Here is a 20044-nt window from a genome sequence, read left to right as displayed (position 1 = left end):
TTTGTTCTTTAAAGTCAAAGAACAAAACAATGAGTGGAATAATCCTAGCTATAGAATCATCTTGTGATGAAACATCAGCATCAGTAGTTAAAAATGGTACTGTTTTAAGTAATATAGTTTCTACACAAGAAGTACACCAAAAATATGGAGGTGTAGTTCCTGAATTAGCTTCTAGGGCACATCAAAAAAATATTTTACCTGTAGTTAGTGAAGCTTTAAAAGATGCAGGAATAAATAAGACTGATCTTGATGCAGTTGCTTTTACTAAAGGGCCCGGACTTTTAGGTGCTTTGTTGGTAGGAACATCTTTTGCAAAAGGTATGGCAATGGCACTAGATATCCCTCTTATTGGAGTAAACCATATGCAAGCTCATATTCTTGCTCACTTTATTGAAAACCCTAAACCAAAATTTCCATTTTTATGCTTAACTGTAAGTGGAGGACATACACAATTAGTTGTTGTAAAATCACCTCTTGATATGGAAGTTATTGGCGAAACAATTGATGATGCCGTTGGTGAAGCATTTGATAAAACGGCTAAAATTATGGGATTAGATTATCCTGGAGGACCACTCATAGATAAGTTTGCTAAAGATGGAGACCCGTTAAAGTTTAAGTTTCCTAACGTCAATATACCTGATTATAATTTTTCTTTTAGTGGTATAAAAACTGCTTTTTTAAATTTTCTTAGAAAAGAAACACAAAAAGATGCTGATTTTATAGAAAAAAATAAAGCTGATTTATGTGCGAGTATTCAATATACCTTGATTCGTATTTTAATGAAAAAGCTTACTAAAGCTGCAAATGAATTAAATATTAAAGAAATTGGTATTGCAGGAGGAGTTTCTGCAAACTCTGGCTTAAGAAATACGTTAAAAGAAGAAGGTAATAAAATGGGATGGAATGTGTTTATTCCAGAATTTGAACATTGTACAGATAACGCTGCAATGATTGCAATGGCTGCACATTACCAATATGAAGGTAAAGATTTTGAAAAACTTTCAACTTCACCAAATCCTCGTTTAAAATTTACTGGGTCAAGATAAAACAAACTTAATTTTCTATGGGTCTAATTGTTGTTGCTCTCGCATTTATAACTGCTATCGGATTGGGTGTATTTTTTAGCGTTCAATCTAAAAACAAAGGTATTGACACTTCTAATTATTCTTTTCTATCAGATGCTAATGTTATAAAGTTGGCTTCTGAAAATAAAGAAGGAATAAGCGTTGCTGCTTTATGCCTTCATTCAAATGCTAATGCAAAAGATGCAAAACAAAAATTAGAAGACCTAAGAGAACAAGGAATCCTCTATTTAAGTATAGAAGAAAATGGAACAGAAAAATATTTAATTAGTGATATATCACTTTTAGATCATAAAAAATAAACAATCATAGGGGTTAACTTTTGTTAAACCTTTTTGATCGAAAGTTACAATACAAATAAATTATATTCATAGAAGGTATTAAATGGAGTTTTTATCTCCTTTAGTCCATATATGAAAATGAAAAATGGAAAGTCTTTTGAATACAATTTCAAAAGACTTTTTTGTTTACAAAAGCATTTTACATATTTGTGCTATGGAATCAATACTAGCATTTATACATTGGGACGTCAACCCAGAAATACTTCCAGGAATACTTCCTGTAAGATGGTATGGTTTACTTTTTTCATTAGGATTTTTTATTGGTACATGGATTATGGCCAAAATCTTTGTGAATGAAAACCGTCCAGAATCTGACGCAGATGCCATTTTAATTTATATGGTTGTTGCCACAATTATTGGAGCACGACTAGGGCATGTTTTGTTTTATCAACCTGATTATTATTTACAACACCCACTTGAAGTTCTTCAAATTTGGAAAGGGGGATTAGCTAGTCATGGAGGTGCCATTGGTATTATCATCGCTCTGTATCTATATAGTAGTAAAAGACCCGACCAACCTTGGTTATGGATTCTAGATCGTATTGTAATACCTGTTGCTTTAGCTGGTTGCTTTATACGTTTTGGTAATCTAATGAATTCAGAGATCATAGGTAGACCTACTGATGTACCTTGGGCCTTTATTTTTGAACGTGCTTATGTTGCAGACCCAATGACGCCACGTCATCCTGCTCAATTATATGAATCTATCACATATCTTATTATATTCTTTATTTTAGGAGCTATCTATAAGAAACAAGGTCCAAAATTACCTCAAGGGAAATTATTTGGCCTATTTTTAATTTTAGTTTTCGGAATGCGCTTTGTTTGGGAATTCTTTAAAGAAGATCAAGTTGCATTTGAAGCAACTATGGAATTCAATATGGGACAATGGTTAAGTATTCCTGCAGTATTAGGTGGGCTCTTCTTCTTTATTAGGTCATATGGAAAGGCAGGTACACCACCTCCATTCCCTGAAATTAACCCTAATGAAGATAAACTAAAGAAATAAAAAAAATCCTTGATTAATTTCATTATTAATCAAGGATTTTTCTTTTATATGACTTACTTCTTAAAAGCTATTTTTCTATATCAATATTAAATAACTCAGAAATCATTTGCCCCATCTTTTCTCCTTCTTTTTTATCAACACTTGCTGATGCTTTTAATTGAAGAACAGGAACTTTCATTATCTTATTTAATAAGTTTTTTGTAATCTTATCAACCTGTTTTTGTTCTTTTGTACTAAGTTGATCTTGATATTTTAAAACTTCTTTTTCTCTAATACACTCTAAAGCATTCTTTAAACCTTTAATGATAGGAGAGTACTCCATTTCTTTAGATCGTTTATTAAACTCCACTAAAGAATCATTAATTATAGCTTCTACCTTAGGTATAGCATTTAGTCTACGCTCTAATGCTTTATCAGCCCTAGCATTAATATCATCTACTGTATAAACTAAAACACCCGGTATTTTATCAACCTCTTCTGCAACAGATCTAGGTACAGATAAATCTAAGAAACATTTAAAAGCAAGAATATCTAAATCCTTTACATTTTCTACATTAAAGTAATCAGCAATAGGTAAAGATGATATGATTACATCGGCCTCTTTTGCAGCATGCCATAACTCCTCAAATCCACGAATCTTATAACCTGTATCTTCGGCTAATTCTTCTGCAACGCTTAATGTTCTATTCATTATAGTTACATCAGAAATATCTGTATTCTGAAGATTTCTTACAGCATCTGTTCCGATTTCTCCTAATCCAACAACTAATACCTTCGGATCAGTTATATCAAGTGTCAGCTCATCAATCATTTCTACTGCCGCATAAGAAACAGAAGCAGCCCCATCTCTAAATTCAGTTTCGATTTGAACACGTTTATTTGCACTAAAAATTGTATGCATTAAACGGTGTAAATACTGACCAGCCATATTGTTATCGGCCGTCCATTGATAAGCTCTTTTTACTTGATTTGAAATTTGAATATCACCTACTACTTGAGCTTCCAATCCTAAAGCTACACGGAATAAATGATTCTGTACTTGAAGAGGATCACAATCAGACTCAAAGTACTTTACAGCTTCTTTGATATCAACACCTTTCTTATTACTTATTTTTTGAATAATATCAACAGACATGTCTTCATCAGATACATAAAATGCTTCTGTTCTATTACATGTAGAGACAAATAATAATTCATTAATACGATCATCCGATTGATAATCTTTCAACAACTCTTCACATTCTTGTTGAGTTAATGAAAACTTACCACGGACATCTATTGGTGTATTCTTATATGATAATCTTACTTCTTTGAAATCTTTCATCGTATTATTCAGAAAGTAAATAGATGAGATAGTGTTAATCTCCTAAATGCAAATGTACAACTGTTTTTATGAAAATGACAATTCCTTAAATTTGATTACCAATTAATATTATAAATCAAACTGTTACGATAAAAATCTAAGGCTACAAAAGCAAAACTTTGCTTTGACATTAACTGTTTTAACTGCTGACCTTTTAATGAACCATCAATGCAAAGTCCATTGAAATTCCATATTGATTTTGTTTGTTCATCTATAAAATGATTTCCTTCAGAAGAAAATGTCAACAATCTTCCATCATGAAATGATGAATAAGCTGCCATTGAGCCTTGTTTGTCATTTGTCTTTATTTCTCTACCTCCTAGCATCGATGTTGAATTAGCTTCATAAAAGACAACAACATACATATCCATAGGTAAATCATTCAATACTTTACGTTGCTGTAAATCTTCTAATGGGTAAATAATATTATTTCCGCGTAAATCCACTAATAAAACCGTTTCCATTGGCATTAGCTTTTCACTCGGCATATAATTTAAGTAAAGAGGTTTTTCCGTTAAAACATTATCATATTTATAATAAGGGTTTATACCATATGGAAGAAGTTCATCTTTTACATTATCCTTAATTACCAAACCATATTTACAGTTCTCATAAAAATCTTTCATTGTCATTCTAAGAGAACACACTTGCTTTAATTCAGTACCTAAAAAATGCCCTACTTTAGCAGTACCATTATACTGTTGCCACCAAGATTCTGTTTGCTGATCATAAAGAACAATATTACTCTTTCTAATCATTCCTGATGGTTTAAGTAATAATTCTCTTTGCACACCTCTATGAGTAAAACGGCGTTCGTAAACAATTACAGCATCTGTAAAGGGACAATATGTTACTGCAATGGGCACACCTCCTATTCGATCATTTATAACTTGATGAAATATTAGAAATTCGAGTGGATATGCTTTGTATTCTCTTCCTGCACTAACAACAACAACATTTTCATTAGCGTCATAATATTCTTTTGACGTTTCTTCGTTATAAAAACGAGGATTATCTATACTTTGAAAAGCTGACCTAGGTGTTAAGGCTTCAAACTCATAAAGTGAAATTGTTGTTCTGCTTAAATCAGTACTCCAATTTTCTTTTACTCCAACTCTACTTACTTGTGCATGACTTTGAAGTACAAATCCAAATACCAACACCGAGAAACTGATTATTCTCTTCATTATTTACTTCTATCAAAAAATTATTAGGCTCTTAAACAGCATAAATTTAAGAAAAAGAACTCACTTTATATTGTTTATCTTATTCTATTTGGTGTCTGTCTACCTTTTACAATTGGCTCGATACCAACAATAATACCTTTTGTTACCTCAACAACATTATTATAGTTAATTGTTGACGGTTCATCATTAACGGTATGGTAAAAAGAATCAAAATCTATATCTGTTGAAGAAACTGTATGTGCTGGAACACCATTAGCTGCAAAAGGTGCATTATCAGAACGCATAAAAAGATTAAGATCATCATAAGGATCAGCAAAAAACTTAAATCTTAATTTCTTATTTGCAAAAACATTATCAGCCATTATTTTTCCTAATGATGACTTATTGTAACCCGTTAAGTAAGCTTTTCTTTTTCCTTTAACAGAAGGTTTACCTATCATTTCAATATTAATCATTGCAACAATATTCTTTAGTTCTTCCTCTGTCATTTTACTAGCCATATAAGTAGAACCTACTAAACCAAGCTCCTCTGCAGTAAAAGTTGTGAAGAGTAAAGTTCTTTTATTAATATTTTTTCTTTTTGCAAAGTATGAGGCAATCTGAATTACAGCAGATACTCCAGATGCATTATCATCTGCTCCATTAGCTATAGAATCGCCTTGTATAGGTTTTAAAATTCCTAAATGATCATGGTGAGCAGAAATCATTACAGTTTGTTCTGTAGCACCTTTCAACTTCGCCATAACATTTCTCATTTCAACCTTATCAACTTCTTGAGAAAAATCAATGAGTACTTTTTTAAATTTACTTCTTACGGTTGGATTATCTTTCACCCAAATAATTCTTTGAGGAGAATCAATACTTTCTTGGTAAGGTTTTCTAATTTCAGTTGCTATAAACTGAGACAATGCAATTAAATGGTCTTTAGATTTCACCCATACTAATGTCAGTTCGTCTGAAGATAGAAGTTGTTTTCTAAAATCTTTAAATGAGTCTCCCTCAGGAATTTCTTTTATATTCACCTCTTTAATTTTCTTTGAATAGATGGTTTCTGCATTTGTATCTACAAAAAAATCGCTTTCATTAGTTGGTAATTTATTTAAAGACAATGTATTCTTTTTTACAATTTTAGAATACTTCGTGAGTACTTGAAAATATGTTCCATTATCTCCTGCGGGTGTTAATCCTAATTTTTTAAATTCATTACTAATAAAATCTGTAGCAATATGTTCCCCTTCACTCCCTGCCAAGCGACCTTTTAAAATATCACTTGAAAGAGAATCTATTATATATTTTGTTGTTTGAACAGATATTTGTGCATTTACTGTAGAATTAGAAATGCTTATCAAAACAATAAAAAGCAATACGAAAGTTTGTACTATTCTCATGAACTATGAAGATATGTTTAGAAATTCCCTAATGATTTCAATTATTAGAAACTTTTTAAGGGGGTTTATGTATTAAAGAAGTGTGACACAATTCGGCTATGAATTGCTTTTAATGATAAAAGTAAAATAATTTTTACTGAAAATCTAAGTCTACAACTATGAAAGAAAACACTGCAGAAGTGGACAATCTTTTTATTCAATTAAAAGATGCCACTGATAAAGATACGATATTAGATATAGAAAATTCAATATTACAGTTATGGCAAAAAACTGATGATCCATTTTTAAATGACATCATTGCCCTAGGTGTTGAACAAATGTCTAACGAAAGGTACAAAGATGCTATTGCAACTTTTTCTCATGCCTTAATTTTTAACCAAAAATGTGCGGAGATTTTTAATAAAAGAGCAATCTCTTATTACATGCGTGGAGAGTTTAATAATGCCATCAAAGATCTTAAAAAGGTTCTTGAATTAGAACCTAGGCATTTTGCTGCCATGTCTGGCCTTTCTACAATTTATAAAGAATTGAAATTAGAAAAGCATACATTAGCAATGTTACACAGGTTATTATTGATTGTTCCTAATAAGGAAGGGTTAACGTCTCAGGCTAGAAGTTTAAGAAAAAAGATTAAGAGTAATTAATTTATTAATTGTAGGTCTTTATTTCTTTGACTAGGATCTGGAGCTTCGGGTGGCAAGATAAATACTCCTGGAGGTAAATCTAGATCAGGATCTTTAGGTTCTTGTGGCCAACCTCCATTATTATCGTCGTCGTCTGCATCAAATGTAGAACTTCCCGGTTTATCTATTATCAAAAATGTTTTATAAAAAGACCATATAGCTAATCCTATTGATAAATACATCAGTAATAGTAAGATATGGATATTCTGCATGACAATGATAGTTGATAACTTAATAATAGAGTTTTATTTGTACTTAATTTAAAAATAAAAATAAATCATTATATAAACAAAGAGGTACCCTATGAGTACCTCTTTTTATTTATATTATTTTAAATAGAATCTTTTTTCTTCTATATATTCATTTAGCTTGTCGAGTTCTTCTTTTGTTGTAATCTCTTCTAAATTTTCTTCTACAAGAGGTGCTCCAACACGTTTATCAATCACATTAAGTACTTTGTATTTTCTCCAAATTGGTGCCTTTCTGACATCAATAACATCTCCTTCAGTCACTTTCTGAGAAGGTTTCGGTACTTTTCCATTTAAAAGAACTTCTTCTTTTTTGCAAGCGTCTGTGGCAAGAGATCTTGTTTTAAAAACTCTAACACACCATAAATATTTATCTATTCTCATTTTAGGTTAAATTAATTTGGATACTTAACTTCTAATAGAGTGCCTTTTTCATAAATTTCTTCTCTTTCCAATACCCCATTTTTATCAAAATATTTCCAAGAGTTTAACTTCTTGTTTTTGTATTGTTTTCCTGACGCTCTTAATTGACCATTATTGTAATATTGTTTTACAACTCCATAAATATAGCCTTTATCGTACGGTGTTTCTTTCAAAACTGTTTTTCCATCCTCAAAATATTCTATTTTTATCCCAACAAGACGTCCTTTTCTATAACGTTCTTTTGTTAATACAACTCCTTCGTGATTATAAATAAAAGCATCTCCCTCTTCAAACCCATTAGTAAATTGCTTTTTAGATTTAACTTTACCATCTGAGTAATACGTTTTCCAAGTTCCTGTTTTTAACTTTTTTGTATACTGACCTTCTTCTTTTATAACTTCAGTATCAAAAAATGCTTTATATGTATAATCTGATGGATTTTTTGCATAAACTTCTAAAACCTCTACTGATTTACCGTCAGTGAAAAATGTTTTTTGTTCTCCTTTCTTAGCCCCTTTTTGATAATTAAAATACTCTTTTAGATTACCATTATCGTAAAATACTTTAGTAATACCATGCATTTTACCAGATTGCATATGCCCTTCTTTTAAGAGTGTTCCACTTTCATTATACTCTCTAAAAACACCTTTTTGATCTTTACTCAAAGCCGTAATCATTTCAGCTTTTAATTGGCCTGATTCGTAATAGTTTTTATAATTTCCAGTATTTTTACCTTCAATCATTTTTACTTCAGACATCAATTTGGAATTTCTATAATACTCTTTTCTTATTCCATGTTCAAGGTTATGTTGAAAAGGTATTAAAAGCTGTAAAGTTCCATCTTCGAAATATTCTTTTGATTCACCTTCTAAAACTCCATTTACAAATAAGCTTTCTTTTTTTATTTTACCATTTGATGCATAATAAGTTCTATAACTTCCATCAATTAACCCCTCTAAATAATTACCTTTTTGAACAAGATTTCCAGCTTCATCAAATACTTCTGTTATCCCATTACGTTTTTCACCTAACATTTGTGATTTAGACATTACAATCCCAGACGGATAATATTCTGTCCACATATTGGCTTTTGTATTATGTTCTAGCTGAATTGCCCCTGATTGATAATACTTTTTCATAGTACCCACCATTACATCATTTCTAAAATGTGCTTCGGTTTTTTTCATTCCCTCTACATAAAATGAAGTGTATTTGCCATTTTGAATTCCATTTTTATAATGTGTCATAAAATGAACCTGTCCATTTTCAAAGAATTCTTGAAATACTCCATTTAACTCTCCATCCTTATAATTTGATTTTACAATTAAATTATCACTGCCGGGAAAGTATCTTTTATATTCACCATCAATTCTATTTGAATCACCATCAATAACATAAAATTCTTCGGCTACAATCCCTGCCCAATCATCATAAAATGTTTTGATTAATGTTCTATTTTTTGTTTGAGCATAAGCTGATAAAGAAAAAATAGTAAATAGACTAATTAGAAATGTATATTTGAGTGTCTTAATTTTTGTATTCATTAGGTATATATCATTATTCTAAGGTACAAAGATCAATTATCATTCCTACAATGACAACTAAGTAGTAAGTTTTTAAGATATAAATCGATTCTTCATGTATTTACACATCGCCGAAAAGGAATTCAAAATCAATGATCTACGTAATGGAAATTTCCAAATGTATGGAGAGGAACACATTGATAACGTACTAATTTTTTGTTTTGAATGGTTAAATGGCAAAGAAGAATTTACCATGCAATCATCAGGTTCTACTGGAAATCCTAAAACTATAGTTATAAAAAGAAACCAGATGGAAGCTAGTGCTAAAGCAACTGCAAAAGTTTTAGGTTTAAAAGAAAACGACAACTCATTAATATGTATAAATACTGAATATATTGGTGGTAGAATGATGCTTGTAAGAGCTCTAGAATTTAATTTAAATACATGGATTATTTCTCCTTCTTCTCACCCATTAAGTAAGGTTCCTACCACTATAACATTTGATTTTATTGCTATGGTTCCTTTACAGGTTCAATCATCAATTGAAAATGAATTAAGTCAACTACAAAAGGTTAAAAAAATTATTATTGGTGGAGCACCTATTAGTAATTTCTTAAAAGAACAGATAATACTTGTATTAAAAGCTACTGCTGTATATATGACATATGGTATGACTGAAACTGTATCACATATTGCTTTAAAAAAAATATGTGAGAATTCTGATAACTTATACCATACAATTGATGGAGTTTCAATCAATGTAGACGAACGTAATTGTCTAAACATAATTGCTCCAATGTCTGACTATCAAAAAGTACAAACTAATGACGTTGTAAAATTGATCAGCACAACCTCTTTTGAATGGTTAGGAAGAGTGGATAATATTATTAATTCTGGAGGAGTTAAAATACAAGCAGAAAAAATTGAGTCGAATGCTATAAAAATATTATCCGATATGGGATATTCATCTGTTAGTATATTTGTAGGTGGCATTCCTCATTCCTTATTAGGTGAACAAGCAATATTATTTATAGAAGGAATTAGCTTAACTACTGATGATCAAAACACACTTCTTCAAAATCTCTCTAAAAAAGTAGGAAAATTTGAGGTGCCAAAACAGATTATTTCAATTGGTAGTTTTATCAAAACAGATACTATGAAAATTAAAAGAAAAGAAACTATCAATAACTATTTAGCATCGCAATAATGAAAGTTAGTGTTATTACTGCTGTTTATAATTCAATCAATTATTTAGATAAATATTTAGATAGCATAATTAAACAGACTTATGATAATATTGAGATTATATGTGTAGATGATGGTTCTACAGATGGTAGTGTTGAATATCTATTAGAGCAGGCCAAAATACACCCAAATTTAAAAGTTATATCTCAAAATCATAAAGGGGTTTTAGATGCAAGAAAATTAGCTCTAAAAAATGCAACAGGAAGTTATTTTTCAGTTGTAGACAGTGATGATTTTCTTGCTTTTGATGCAATTGAAAAAGCAATTGATTTAATTAAAAAAAATAATCTTGATGCTGCACTTTATACTTTAGTATATCATTATTCTGATCAAAAGAAAAACTCCCAATTACCAATATTATCTCATAATTTTATTAGTGGTAAAGATGCTTTAAAACACAGTTTAGATTGGTCAATATCATTTATTGGTGTTTATAAGTTGAATAAAAATAATACATCTTCACCCTACGTCGCCAATCACTTACATTCTGATGAAGTTAATGCTAGATACTTATTCTTATCAATAGATAAAGTAATGATTTGTTCCGGCATCTATTATTACCATCAATCTGATACTTCAGAAACTAGAAAAACAATAACAAGTAATCAACTTGGTTTATTCACTGCACAACGTGCCACTAAAAAATTACTTTTAAATAACAACCTATATTCTACAGATGCAATAACAATTTTTGAATGTTATTCTATATCAAGTTTTATTAATATTCTAAGAGAATATACTAGACATAAAAAGTATTTAGATAGTACAGAAATTCTACTATTCGAACGTGAATTATTGAGTTTTAAAAACTTTGTTTCAATTAAAGCTTTAATTCTAAACTGGAGATATATTCAATTAAAAAGAGTAAAATTAATACTACTATTTCTATTACCTATTCAACTACAGAAATTTCTTTTAAAATTTATTTAAAAGATAGTATATAATCTTGAAGGTTATGGCCGTTCTCTAAAGCCAACTTTTTCTTTAAACGGTAACGTGAGGTCTTGATACTATCTTGAGAAATACCCAATAAATTAGCACACTCATTTAACCCTAAGTTTAACCTAATTAATGCACAATGTCTAAGATCATGTGCTGTTAAATTAGGATGTTTTTCTTTTAATTTTTGATTAAAATCTGAATGAATACCATCAAAATACAATTGAAATTCTTCCCAATCTTTATCAGTTTTATCACTTTGTTCTATCGTTTTATTTAATTTATTAAGTGATACTGCTAGTTCTGGATAATCTTCAACTGTCTTTTTAATTTGATTTTGTAAGGTATGTAGGAAATTATTTTTCTCTACTATATTTAAAGTTACAGCAGTAAGCCTACCATTTTTCTGATCTATAATATCTTGTAATTGTTCTTCTCTCCATTGTGAATTTTTTAATTCAGCTTCAGCAATAGATTTTTCATTTTCTATTATTTTTTGTTTTTTATTGAAGAGTTCTTGCTGCTGCTCCATTATTTTTGTTCGTTGAGTAGCTATTTCTTTTGCCCTCATTTCAACAAGATATTCTAATCGCTTCCCTTTTTCTCTTAAATTTTTATTGTAAATTCTAATCAAGATAAAAAACAGAAAAATAGTTAGAACTCCTACAACAGAGTAAAACCATATTTGTCTAAACCAAGGTGTTATCACATTAAATGTAATAGAAGAAACTGCACTAATTAATTTACCTTTTTCTTGTGATCTAACTTCAATTGTATACTTCCCACCTTCAACATTTAAAATACTTATTTTACCAGTGTTTTCCATCTCAGACCAAATCGTATCTTGAGAAAGAATTCTGTACTGATATTTTGTATTGATTAAAGGAAAAGAATGAGATGTATAACTAACTTCTACATTCGAATAATATGGAATATCTGTTGTCATATCCCATAAATTCTTCACACCATCATTACCGGAATATACAACTTTAATAGACTGAATCTCTGTGGCTTTTGGTAATGGTTTATCTTCAGAATGAAATAAGAGCCCTTTTTCTGTTACAATCCAAAGTTCCTTTTGTTTGCCTTTAACTAAACCTCCTATTTTTATAGCATTAGAAGGCAATCCATTTGTTTTATCAAATAACTGAGCTTTACCATTCTCTACTCGATAAACACCTTTAAAAGAAGCCAACCATAATGTATTACCTGCTCTTGCTATTGCTTTTAAATTAGCTTCTTTTTCTAAACCTAATGCTTCAATTTCCTTTAAAGGAATAGTAGTCGAAGTACTCCTATCAAAAGAAAAGCAACCATCAGACGTTGCTAGAAAAACAGTTTCAGTATCAATTAATATATCTCTGATAATTATATCATCTGCAACAGTTCTAGGAAATTGTAAATTGAGGTTTTCAAACTTTTGATCTGTGTAATTATAACGTTGTAATAGATACTCTTTATGTGCAGTTCCTACATAAAACGATCCATCTGAGATTCCTTTTATTACCTGAACATCTTTTAAATTATCATCTGATAAATATGACAATTTATGCTCTTTTGAGTATTTATAAATTCCTGGTTGGTACTCACCAATAATCCACAAATTATTCTCCTCATCTTCAAAAAAAGATGTTATTGATTGCGTAAATTTAATTTCTTTCAGTTTTGAATATTTATTAGAGTTAGGAGAAGTAAAAAAGATATCTCCTACATAACTACCAAAAACTAACTTTCCTTCAAACTCACCAATTGATCTAATTCGATCCGAAAATGAATACACATAATCTTGTTTCCATTCGCCTTCTTTTTTGATAAACTGACGAACACTATCTCCCTCAGAAAAAATTAATGAACCATTTTTAGTGATATATGCACTCTCTACTAGTACATGATTATTAAGTAAATCTAATCTATTAAAAGGTAATTCTTTAAGTAAACCAATGCTCTCAGTACTACCAATCCAAATACCTTTTCCATGTTGATAGTCAATAGAAAGTACATCTTCATTTCCTTGCAAGTTTATTTTGCTATAAGTTGGTTGATTTTTATGTAAATCAACCAAGTAGGCTCCATTACTCCATGTTCCAAGAATAAGTTTATTTTTTGATAAGATTTCACCAACCGATATATCTAGTAGATTAACTCTTTTTTTCCATTTAATTAACTGACCTGATCTATTGACTTCCATTTCAAAAAGCCCCTGTTTACAACCAACAAAAAACGATTTAAAACCATTCTTTGTTACCCAAGAAATTTCATTGATTTGAATTGGTAGTTTAATAGGTAAAAAGCTATCTTTCTTTTTATTATATCTAAAAATATTGCCTGAGAAACTAAAAACCCATGGATTCTTAAAACCATCAATTTCAAATAAAATAGAGCGTACATAATGTGGAGATTGAGAACGCAGTTTAAGATGGTACCTTCTTAAGTGTTCTCCTTGTTTATAACGCACAATAGAAGAATCTTCACCTATCCAATATTCCTTATTATCCGTAGCAAAAATACTTTTGGGGTAAAACAGTTTATTCTTATTGAACTGATGAGCACCTTCAATAAAATTTTCAAAATGATAATCTCTTCCTGTTGAAATAATTTTACCTACTCCTAAATCATGGACAACCAGTATATCTCCATTTTTCTCTTTTGTAAAAGACTTGATATAATTACTAGGAAAAGCTGTAGGAAAATATTTGGTAGACTCCCCATTAAAGCGCATTACTCCATTATCAGAAGCTCCCCAAAGTATTCCATCTCCAGTATTATTAATTGCCTTTAATTGTCCAGAAATCAAACTTGCATCAACAGGGTAGTATATAAAATTAGATGATTGTGCATAAACAGAATATTTATCAACAATTAATAGAGAGATAATAAATACAATAGTTAATAGTCGCTTCATATTCTTGGCTAAAAAGAATTTACTAACATATAAACAATCCGATTTGTTTATAAATACAAAAATGTTGATAACTTTCTGATTCTACTATTTTAATCAGAAAGTTATCAACATTTTTATTGTTCCTCTGTTTTCTGAGGTCCTATTATTGGTAATATTATTGTGAATGAAGTACCTTTTCCTACTTCAGAATCTACTTTAATATCTCCTTTATGATCTTGGATGATACCAAATGAAATTGACATCCCTAAACCTGTACCTAACCCCACTGGTTTGGTTGTAAAGAAAGGATCAAAGATTTTATTTACAGTTTCTTTATCCATTCCACCACCATCGTCAGTAATTTTTATGTAAACCATTTTATCATCGCTCCAAGTTTTTATAGATAAATTCCCTTCATCTTTAATTGCTTGTTCTGCGTTGTTAAGAATGTTCATAAAAACTTGGTTAACCTTACTCTCATTACAGTTAACCAATGGGATATTTCCATAGTCTTTATGGACTTCTACTCTGTTTTTAAGTTTATTGTTTAAAAGTGTAAGAGAAGTATCAATACCTTCTTCTAGATTTGCTTCTTTAAATTGAGCAGAATCCATTCTAGCAAAAGTTTTCAAATCCATTACAATTTGAGTAGTTCTATTTGCCCCTTCTTCAACACCTTTTAATAGGTCATTTATTTCTTGAATTACGAACGTAACATCGTAATTTTCTTCAATCTCATTTATCGTTTCTTCTTTTACAAACTTCTTAAGTTCATTAAAAGCTTGAATCAAATCTTCAATATCATCTTTTAGAGGAAGAACATTATTTGCTACAAAATTAATTGGGTTATTAATTTCATGAGCAATACCTGCCGTTAATTGCCCAATTGAGGCTAATTTCTCAGAACTAACCAACTGATCTTGCATTTCTTTTAATTGAGATAATGCACTTTCAGTTTTCATTAAAGAATCATGCATAGCAATATTTTTTGATGCAATCTCATCATTTTTATGCTCTAGAGTTAAATTAGATTCTCGAATTTCATCATGTGCAACTCTTAATTTTTCTGATTGCGTTCTTAATGCCTCATTCTGACGTTCAATGTGTTTTGTTCGTTTCTCTACTAACAGTTCTAAATGGTTTTTATGCACCTCCAATTGTTTCTGTGCATCTTTTAATTCTGTTACATCAACCAAGAAACTTGTTACCCCTATAATCTCTCCTTGCGTATTTCTAAAAGGATTAAAAAACTGTTCGAAATAATAACCTTTAAATTTATCGACAACTACTAAGTCTTCTCCTTTTATACAACGGTCAAAATATTCTCTTTCAAAAATATTCTTATTGTTCTCTTTTATACTATCAAAAATATCCAACAAGTAAACTCCTTTTTCGAGCCTGACGCCTGTAAGCATTTCTGTAATTTTCATGAACTTATTATTACAACTCAATAAACGTTTATCACGATCTAAAGTATACATCATGATATGATCAGAGTTGTCTAATATATTTCTTAATAGTTCGTTGGTTTTTTTATATTCTTCTACAACAATTTTACGTTGTCCTAATTCACTTTTCCATTTACTTACCATAAATGTTAATGATGAAGTAATAATTACCCACAGAAGAAAAACCAATGCCATTGTAAAATTGCGAGACTGGATTGAACTTCTTAAAACTGCTTCGAGTGGTACTCTAGTAGTGATAACCCAAGGTTCTGTCATTCCCTGAATTTTAATTGGAAATAACATTTCATAGTAGCTTTCGTCTGTTTCACTATTTTCTACTATTCTACTTACTTTTTGATCGTTTCTTAATGATGCAAATAAATATGCAGGAATACCATCATTTTTACCAATATCAGAAGGATTAACAGAGCCTACTATTTGACCATTTGGAGCTGCAATACATACATACCTTTGATCATCTCCATCTGTATCTTTTATAAAATTTTGAAAGAAAGATAAGCGAATTGCAGACCCAACAGCACCAATAAATTTATCATTTTCAGAAAAGAATGGTAATACTACATGTACTGCAAATAAATTATTACTACCGTTTTGTATATGCTTTGGCAACGTTACAAAAGATTCTCTTGATGCTAATATTCTTTCTTTTAAGAAAAACTCATTCCAATCTAATTGCCCTTTTTTAATTTCATGATTAATTTCACCATCAGCATTCATAGATTCATTATCATAAAAAATAGGATTGTAATAAGCATTATCTATAGAGTTACTATCAACAAGTACCATCCACATGTATTCTATATTAGTATACTGTACTACGGTATTATCAAGAAGGCCTTCTAAGACTTCATCTGTATTACCTTCATCTTCTGCAATAATTTGCATCGTATTACTTATCAACCTCATTTCACTTAATAAGGTTTGTAATCTAGATTCGATAGTTTCTCCATATCTAACAGCACGTTCTTTAGTAACCTCAAAAGCTAATTTTCTTGAGTTACTGCCGCCGTTTTCATAGACTTTATATCCTATTATTAAGAAACAAAAGGTAGTGAGGGTAATTACCCACCATATAGATCTTGATTGTGAATTCAATACTTAAAGATGATATTAATATTATTGGCTATTATATTCAGTTACTCACAAAGTTACATTGCAATTTTACCAATGACCACCTTGTTAAGTTTTTTTTACGAATTATTGCAAATAACATAAAAATGTAATTAAAAATATGGATCGAAACGGGTTGCAATCATTTGTTAACAAAATGATGCATTTTTAGTTCGGTGAATTAACTAAGAAAATTGTAGATTAGAAAACACACAGTGAATATAAGTTCTATTTCAGTACAAACGTTTTGAAATAATAAGTATGAAAAAAGATTCAAAGCTACTCAAAATCCTTGATTTCTTAGAAGCGAATGAAGCCAAAGAAACTAGAGATTATTATGTGCCTTCATTATGGCTAGGTCAGGAGCAAGGTGCTTCCTATCCAGTAAAAACAAACCCAATGACCTTCTTTAAGGAGTCGATTCAAGAAATCACTGCTCCTACAGATAGAAATGTCAACTATAATCATTCCCTTTCTCAATTAAGAAATGAAGTACATGGTTACGGTGGTGACTGGACCTATGTTTCTAATTTCTATAATTTATTTCCGCGTTTAACAACTGCTTACGATCACGATAACGACGGTCATGTTGGTTCTGGAAATAGAATGGATATTACTAGTAGTGATAATGGTTTTAGAGAGACTGGTACATTATTAAAATGTATTTCAATGCTTAAGTACATTAGAGACTTAGGTTGTAATACTGTATATATGCTACCACTTACCAGTATTGGTGAAGATGGTAACAGAGGTGATTTAGGTTCTCCGTATGCTATTAAAGATCAATATAAACTTGATCCTAATTTAGCAGATCCGCTTATTCCTTTTACGGTAGAAGAGCAATTCGAAGCGTTTGTTGAGGCTGCTCATATGATGGGAATGCGTGTTATTATGGAGTTTGTTTTGCGTACATCTTCTTTAGGTGGAGATTGGGTAAAATTAAATCCAGAATGGTTCTATTGGATTGATAGAAAAAGAACACATGAATACCATAGTCCTGAATTCCCTGCAGATGAATTAGCTGCAATTAAGCAAATTCCTGATGGTGGAGGGTATCACTTTGCACCTAGTAGAGAGTACCGTTCTTTATTTAAAAAGCCACCTACTCCAGAACAAATTAAAGTTGAAGAAGGAAAATTTGTAGCTTATACAGATGAGGGCGAATTAATTATTCCTGGTGCTTTTGCAGATTGGCCACCAGATGATATTCAACCAGCTTGGTCGGATGTTACTTATTTACGTATGTACAATTTCCCTTATGATCATGAACCAAATGATTATAACTACATAGCATACGATACAATACGTTACTACAACCCTGAGTTAGCTCAGCCAACTCACGTAAATAGACCTCTTTGGGATAAAATTAGCGGTGTTATACCTCACTACCAATCTTTTGGTATTGACGGCGTAATGATTGATATGGGACATGCATTACCTCAACCTCTTATGGAAGAGATTATTGATAGAGCCCGTAAAAATGATAGAGATTTTGCTTTCTGTGAAGAAAACTTTGATGTTACTCAGAAAAGTAGAAATGCTGGCTTTAATGCTGTACTGGGACATGAATGGAGAGTTACTTCTCGTGATAAGCGCCAAGGAATTCAAAGAATTGTAGAAGACTCTAATAATTACCTTGCTTTACCTTATTATGGTACTCCAGAAACCCACAATACGCCTAGAGCAATGATGCGTGGTGGTGAACCACATTGTAAAGTAACTTATGTATTAAATAAGTTCTTACCTAACTCTATTCCTTTTATACATCAAGGTTTTGAGCTTTTGGAAGAATGGCCTGTTAATACTGGATTAAACTTCTTACAATCAGAAACAGATTTTTATAGTCAACAAAGATTACCTTTATTCTATAAATCTGCTCTACGTTGGAACAACGATCATAACTTAATTGGGTATATAAAATACATTAATAACATTTACAATCACTTTGGTTGGTTATTGAACAATAACCACTTACGTGGAAATGAGGAGTCTATGACAATTCATTACCCAGAAACTGCCTTTGAGAGTGTAATTGCTTTTGAACGTTTTGATCCGTGGCATCCAGAACATTCTTTACTTGTAGTTGCTAATACAGATTACAACAATTCGCAAGATTTTTATCTAAATATTCCTGGTACTAACAATGGTGCATATTGGGACTTTGTAGGTAAAAAAGAATATAAATTTGTTGAAAATTGGATGTCTGCAACTTTAGAAGCTGGACAATGTTTAATAATTGAAGTTAGAAAATTGATCTAAGTATCAATTAACTCATATATTTATTAGGGCTGTGTATTTAACAATACACAGCCTCTTTTTTTATCAAAAAATACTGTATTATATTTTATAAAAAATTGTTAAATATCATTATCATAAATAACTCAAAAAGTTTAAAGTTAAACTATAATTTGCAGAGAAATTTAAAAGGTATTTTAATAATAATGATATGAAATTAATAAAAGTACAACTATTCATTCTAGGTTCAATTTTAGCTTTATCAGCATCAAATGTATTTGCTCAAGAAGCAACAGAAAATGCAAATCACAACCAATATGTAGAAAGCTATAAAGACGACTATACAAAAAAAGATCACCATATAGAAGGACTTGAGAATGAAGGAGAACATGAAAAAATGAGAAGACATAAAGTAGCTTTTTATTTAGGGTACACATTTATTCCACAAGAAATTTCTTCTCATGAAGGATTGTTAGTTCCTAGTTTTGGCTTAGATTATACATTTAGAATCTCTAAAAAATTCTCTATCGGATTAATTAACGATATGGAAATAGCACAGTACATGATTGAAGTTCCTGGTGAGGGAAATGGAGAACATGGAGGGACTGAAGAACTAGAAAGAGAATATGCATATGTTGGCGCTTTAATGTTATTCTACAGTCCGCTGGAAGGATGGAATATTGGTGTAGGTCCGGGTATTGAATTAGAAAAAAACCAGAACTTTGCTGTTTGTAAATTTATGATTGAAAAAGAATTTGAATTACCTGGAGAATGGTGTATTTCTCCAAACTTCTCTTATGATATTAAAGGAAATGTATACGATACGTGGAGTTTTGGTGTTGCTTTTGGTAAAAGTTTCTAATATTATTTATTGATAAATACAGTATAATGTCCCTTCTCTAGTATCTTTACACTTAT

16 protein-coding genes are annotated in these 20044 nt (G+C 30.5%); 8 read left to right on the top strand and 8 right to left on the bottom strand.

Annotated elements, in window-relative coordinates; all coding sequences use genetic code 11:
* Positions 1 to 29: 29 nt before the first annotated feature.
* From tsaD to lgt, 3 genes are all read left to right on the top strand, one after another.
* On the top strand, positions 30 to 1046 hold the full coding sequence (gene tsaD, locus KM029_RS16895) for a tRNA (adenosine(37)-N6)-threonylcarbamoyltransferase complex transferase subunit TsaD (RefSeq protein ID WP_144074366.1): 1017 nt from the start codon (positions 30 to 32) through the stop codon (positions 1044 to 1046).
* Between the two features lie 17 nt (positions 1047 to 1063).
* Positions 1064 to 1384, top strand: a complete 321-nt coding sequence (locus KM029_RS16890) for a hypothetical protein (RefSeq protein WP_144074365.1) — start codon at positions 1064 to 1066, stop codon at positions 1382 to 1384.
* A 193-nt stretch (positions 1385 to 1577) separates the two neighbouring features.
* A complete protein-coding gene (gene lgt, locus KM029_RS16885) occupies positions 1578 to 2432 on the top strand; it encodes a prolipoprotein diacylglyceryl transferase (protein WP_184679439.1) in 855 nt (284 codons plus the stop codon).
* A 67-nt stretch (positions 2433 to 2499) separates the two neighbouring features.
* On the opposite strand, the gene hemA is transcribed toward lgt, so the two are convergent.
* The 3 genes from hemA to KM029_RS16870 form a co-directional block, all read right to left on the bottom strand.
* Complete coding sequence (gene hemA, locus KM029_RS16880; RefSeq protein ID WP_144074364.1) at positions 2500 to 3756, bottom strand: glutamyl-tRNA reductase; 1257 nt, start codon at positions 3754 to 3756, stop codon at positions 2500 to 2502.
* A 95-nt stretch (positions 3757 to 3851) separates the two neighbouring features.
* A complete protein-coding gene (locus KM029_RS16875) occupies positions 3852 to 4982 on the bottom strand; it encodes a DUF3179 domain-containing (seleno)protein (RefSeq protein ID WP_144074363.1) in 1131 nt (376 codons plus the stop codon).
* Between the two features lie 74 nt (positions 4983 to 5056).
* Positions 5057 to 6370, bottom strand: coding sequence for a M28 family metallopeptidase (locus KM029_RS16870; protein WP_144074362.1), 1314 nt, complete (start codon positions 6368 to 6370; stop codon positions 5057 to 5059).
* A 158-nt stretch (positions 6371 to 6528) separates the two neighbouring features.
* On the opposite strand from KM029_RS16870, the gene KM029_RS16865 reads away from it, so the two are divergent.
* Entirely contained in the window at positions 6529 to 7014 is a 486-nt protein-coding gene (locus KM029_RS16865; RefSeq protein WP_144074361.1) for a tetratricopeptide repeat protein, read from the top strand.
* On the opposite strand, the gene KM029_RS16860 is transcribed toward KM029_RS16865, so the two are convergent.
* The 3 genes from KM029_RS16860 to KM029_RS16850 all read right to left on the bottom strand — a co-directional run bounded on the left by KM029_RS16860 (position 7011) and on the right by KM029_RS16850 (position 9268).
* Positions 7011 to 7265 (bottom strand): hypothetical protein, encoded by a 255-nt coding sequence (locus KM029_RS16860; RefSeq protein WP_144074360.1) that lies wholly within the window; start codon positions 7263 to 7265, stop codon positions 7011 to 7013. The two genes, KM029_RS16865 and KM029_RS16860, sit on opposite strands and share 4 nt — an antisense overlap.
* 114 nt (positions 7266 to 7379) lie before the next feature.
* Complete coding sequence (locus KM029_RS16855) at positions 7380 to 7685, bottom strand: RNA-binding S4 domain-containing protein (protein WP_144074359.1); 306 nt, start codon at positions 7683 to 7685, stop codon at positions 7380 to 7382.
* A gap of 11 nt (positions 7686 to 7696) precedes the next feature.
* Positions 7697 to 9268: a toxin-antitoxin system YwqK family antitoxin gene (locus tag KM029_RS16850; protein WP_144074358.1), complete on the bottom strand. Its 1572-nt coding sequence runs from the start codon at positions 9266 to 9268 to the stop codon at positions 7697 to 7699.
* Positions 9269 to 9362: 94 nt separating this feature from the next.
* Between KM029_RS16850 and KM029_RS16845 the strand changes: the two genes are divergently transcribed.
* Both KM029_RS16845 and KM029_RS16840 read left to right on the top strand, forming a co-directional pair.
* Positions 9363 to 10454, top strand: a complete 1092-nt coding sequence (locus KM029_RS16845) for an AMP-binding protein (RefSeq protein WP_144074357.1) — start codon at positions 9363 to 9365, stop codon at positions 10452 to 10454.
* A complete protein-coding gene (locus KM029_RS16840) occupies positions 10454 to 11422 on the top strand; it encodes a glycosyltransferase family 2 protein (protein WP_144074356.1) in 969 nt (322 codons plus the stop codon). The genes KM029_RS16845 and KM029_RS16840 overlap by 1 nt, the downstream gene beginning before the upstream one ends.
* Here KM029_RS16840 and KM029_RS16835 read toward each other — a convergent pair.
* Together KM029_RS16835 and KM029_RS16830 are read right to left on the bottom strand one after the other, a co-directional pair.
* The gene (locus KM029_RS16835; protein WP_144074355.1) at positions 11415 to 14333 is read right to left on the bottom strand and encodes a ligand-binding sensor domain-containing protein; all 2919 of its coding nucleotides are present in this window, start codon (positions 14331 to 14333) and stop codon (positions 11415 to 11417) included. The genes KM029_RS16840 and KM029_RS16835 overlap by 8 nt on opposite strands.
* A gap of 113 nt (positions 14334 to 14446) precedes the next feature.
* Positions 14447 to 16876, bottom strand: a complete 2430-nt coding sequence (locus KM029_RS16830; RefSeq protein ID WP_144074354.1) for an ATP-binding protein — start codon at positions 16874 to 16876, stop codon at positions 14447 to 14449.
* 276 nt (positions 16877 to 17152) lie between these two features.
* Between KM029_RS16830 and KM029_RS16825 the strand changes: the two genes are divergently transcribed.
* Positions 17153 to 19150 carry an alpha-amylase family glycosyl hydrolase gene (locus KM029_RS16825; protein WP_144074353.1) on the top strand — a complete coding sequence of 666 codons (1998 nt, stop codon included), beginning with the start codon at positions 17153 to 17155 and terminating at the stop codon, positions 19148 to 19150.
* Positions 19151 to 19337: 187 nt separating this feature from the next.
* The gene (locus tag KM029_RS16820; RefSeq protein WP_144074352.1) at positions 19338 to 19988 is read left to right on the top strand and encodes a hypothetical protein; all 651 of its coding nucleotides are present in this window, start codon (positions 19338 to 19340) and stop codon (positions 19986 to 19988) included.
* Positions 19989 to 20044: the final 56 nt, after the last annotated feature.

The sequence above is a fragment of the Flammeovirga kamogawensis genome, from assembly GCF_018736065.1.
Lineage (GTDB): Bacteria > Bacteroidota > Bacteroidia > Cytophagales > Flammeovirgaceae > Flammeovirga > Flammeovirga kamogawensis.
This window is presented reverse-complemented; position numbering and strand designations above follow the sequence as displayed.

Bases quoted from the DNA above. Each gene is read 5' to 3' on its own strand.
- tsaD (WP_144074366.1), top strand. From the start codon at position 30: ATGAGTGGAATAATCCTAGCTATAGAATCATCTTGTGATGAAACATCA.
- KM029_RS16890 (WP_144074365.1), top strand. From the start codon at position 1,064: ATGGGTCTAATTGTTGTTGCTCTCGCATTTATAACTGCTATCGGATTG.
- lgt (WP_184679439.1), top strand. From the start codon at position 1,578: ATGGAATCAATACTAGCATTTATACATTGGGACGTCAACCCAGAAATA.
- hemA (WP_144074364.1), bottom strand. From the start codon at position 3,756: ATGAAAGATTTCAAAGAAGTAAGATTATCATATAAGAATACACCAATA.
- KM029_RS16875 (WP_144074363.1), bottom strand. From the start codon at position 4,982: ATGAAGAGAATAATCAGTTTCTCGGTGTTGGTATTTGGATTTGTACTT.
- KM029_RS16870 (WP_144074362.1), bottom strand. From the start codon at position 6,370: ATGAGAATAGTACAAACTTTCGTATTGCTTTTTATTGTTTTGATAAGC.
- KM029_RS16865 (WP_144074361.1), top strand. From the start codon at position 6,529: ATGAAAGAAAACACTGCAGAAGTGGACAATCTTTTTATTCAATTAAAA.
- KM029_RS16860 (WP_144074360.1), bottom strand. From the start codon at position 7,265: ATGCAGAATATCCATATCTTACTATTACTGATGTATTTATCAATAGGA.
- KM029_RS16855 (WP_144074359.1), bottom strand. From the start codon at position 7,685: ATGAGAATAGATAAATATTTATGGTGTGTTAGAGTTTTTAAAACAAGA.
- KM029_RS16850 (WP_144074358.1), bottom strand. From the start codon at position 9,268: ATGAATACAAAAATTAAGACACTCAAATATACATTTCTAATTAGTCTA.
- KM029_RS16845 (WP_144074357.1), top strand. From the start codon at position 9,363: ATGTATTTACACATCGCCGAAAAGGAATTCAAAATCAATGATCTACGT.
- KM029_RS16840 (WP_144074356.1), top strand. From the start codon at position 10,454: ATGAAAGTTAGTGTTATTACTGCTGTTTATAATTCAATCAATTATTTA.
- KM029_RS16835 (WP_144074355.1), bottom strand. From the start codon at position 14,333: ATGAAGCGACTATTAACTATTGTATTTATTATCTCTCTATTAATTGTT.
- KM029_RS16825 (WP_144074353.1), top strand. From the start codon at position 17,153: ATGAAAAAAGATTCAAAGCTACTCAAAATCCTTGATTTCTTAGAAGCG.
- KM029_RS16820 (WP_144074352.1), top strand. From the start codon at position 19,338: ATGAAATTAATAAAAGTACAACTATTCATTCTAGGTTCAATTTTAGCT.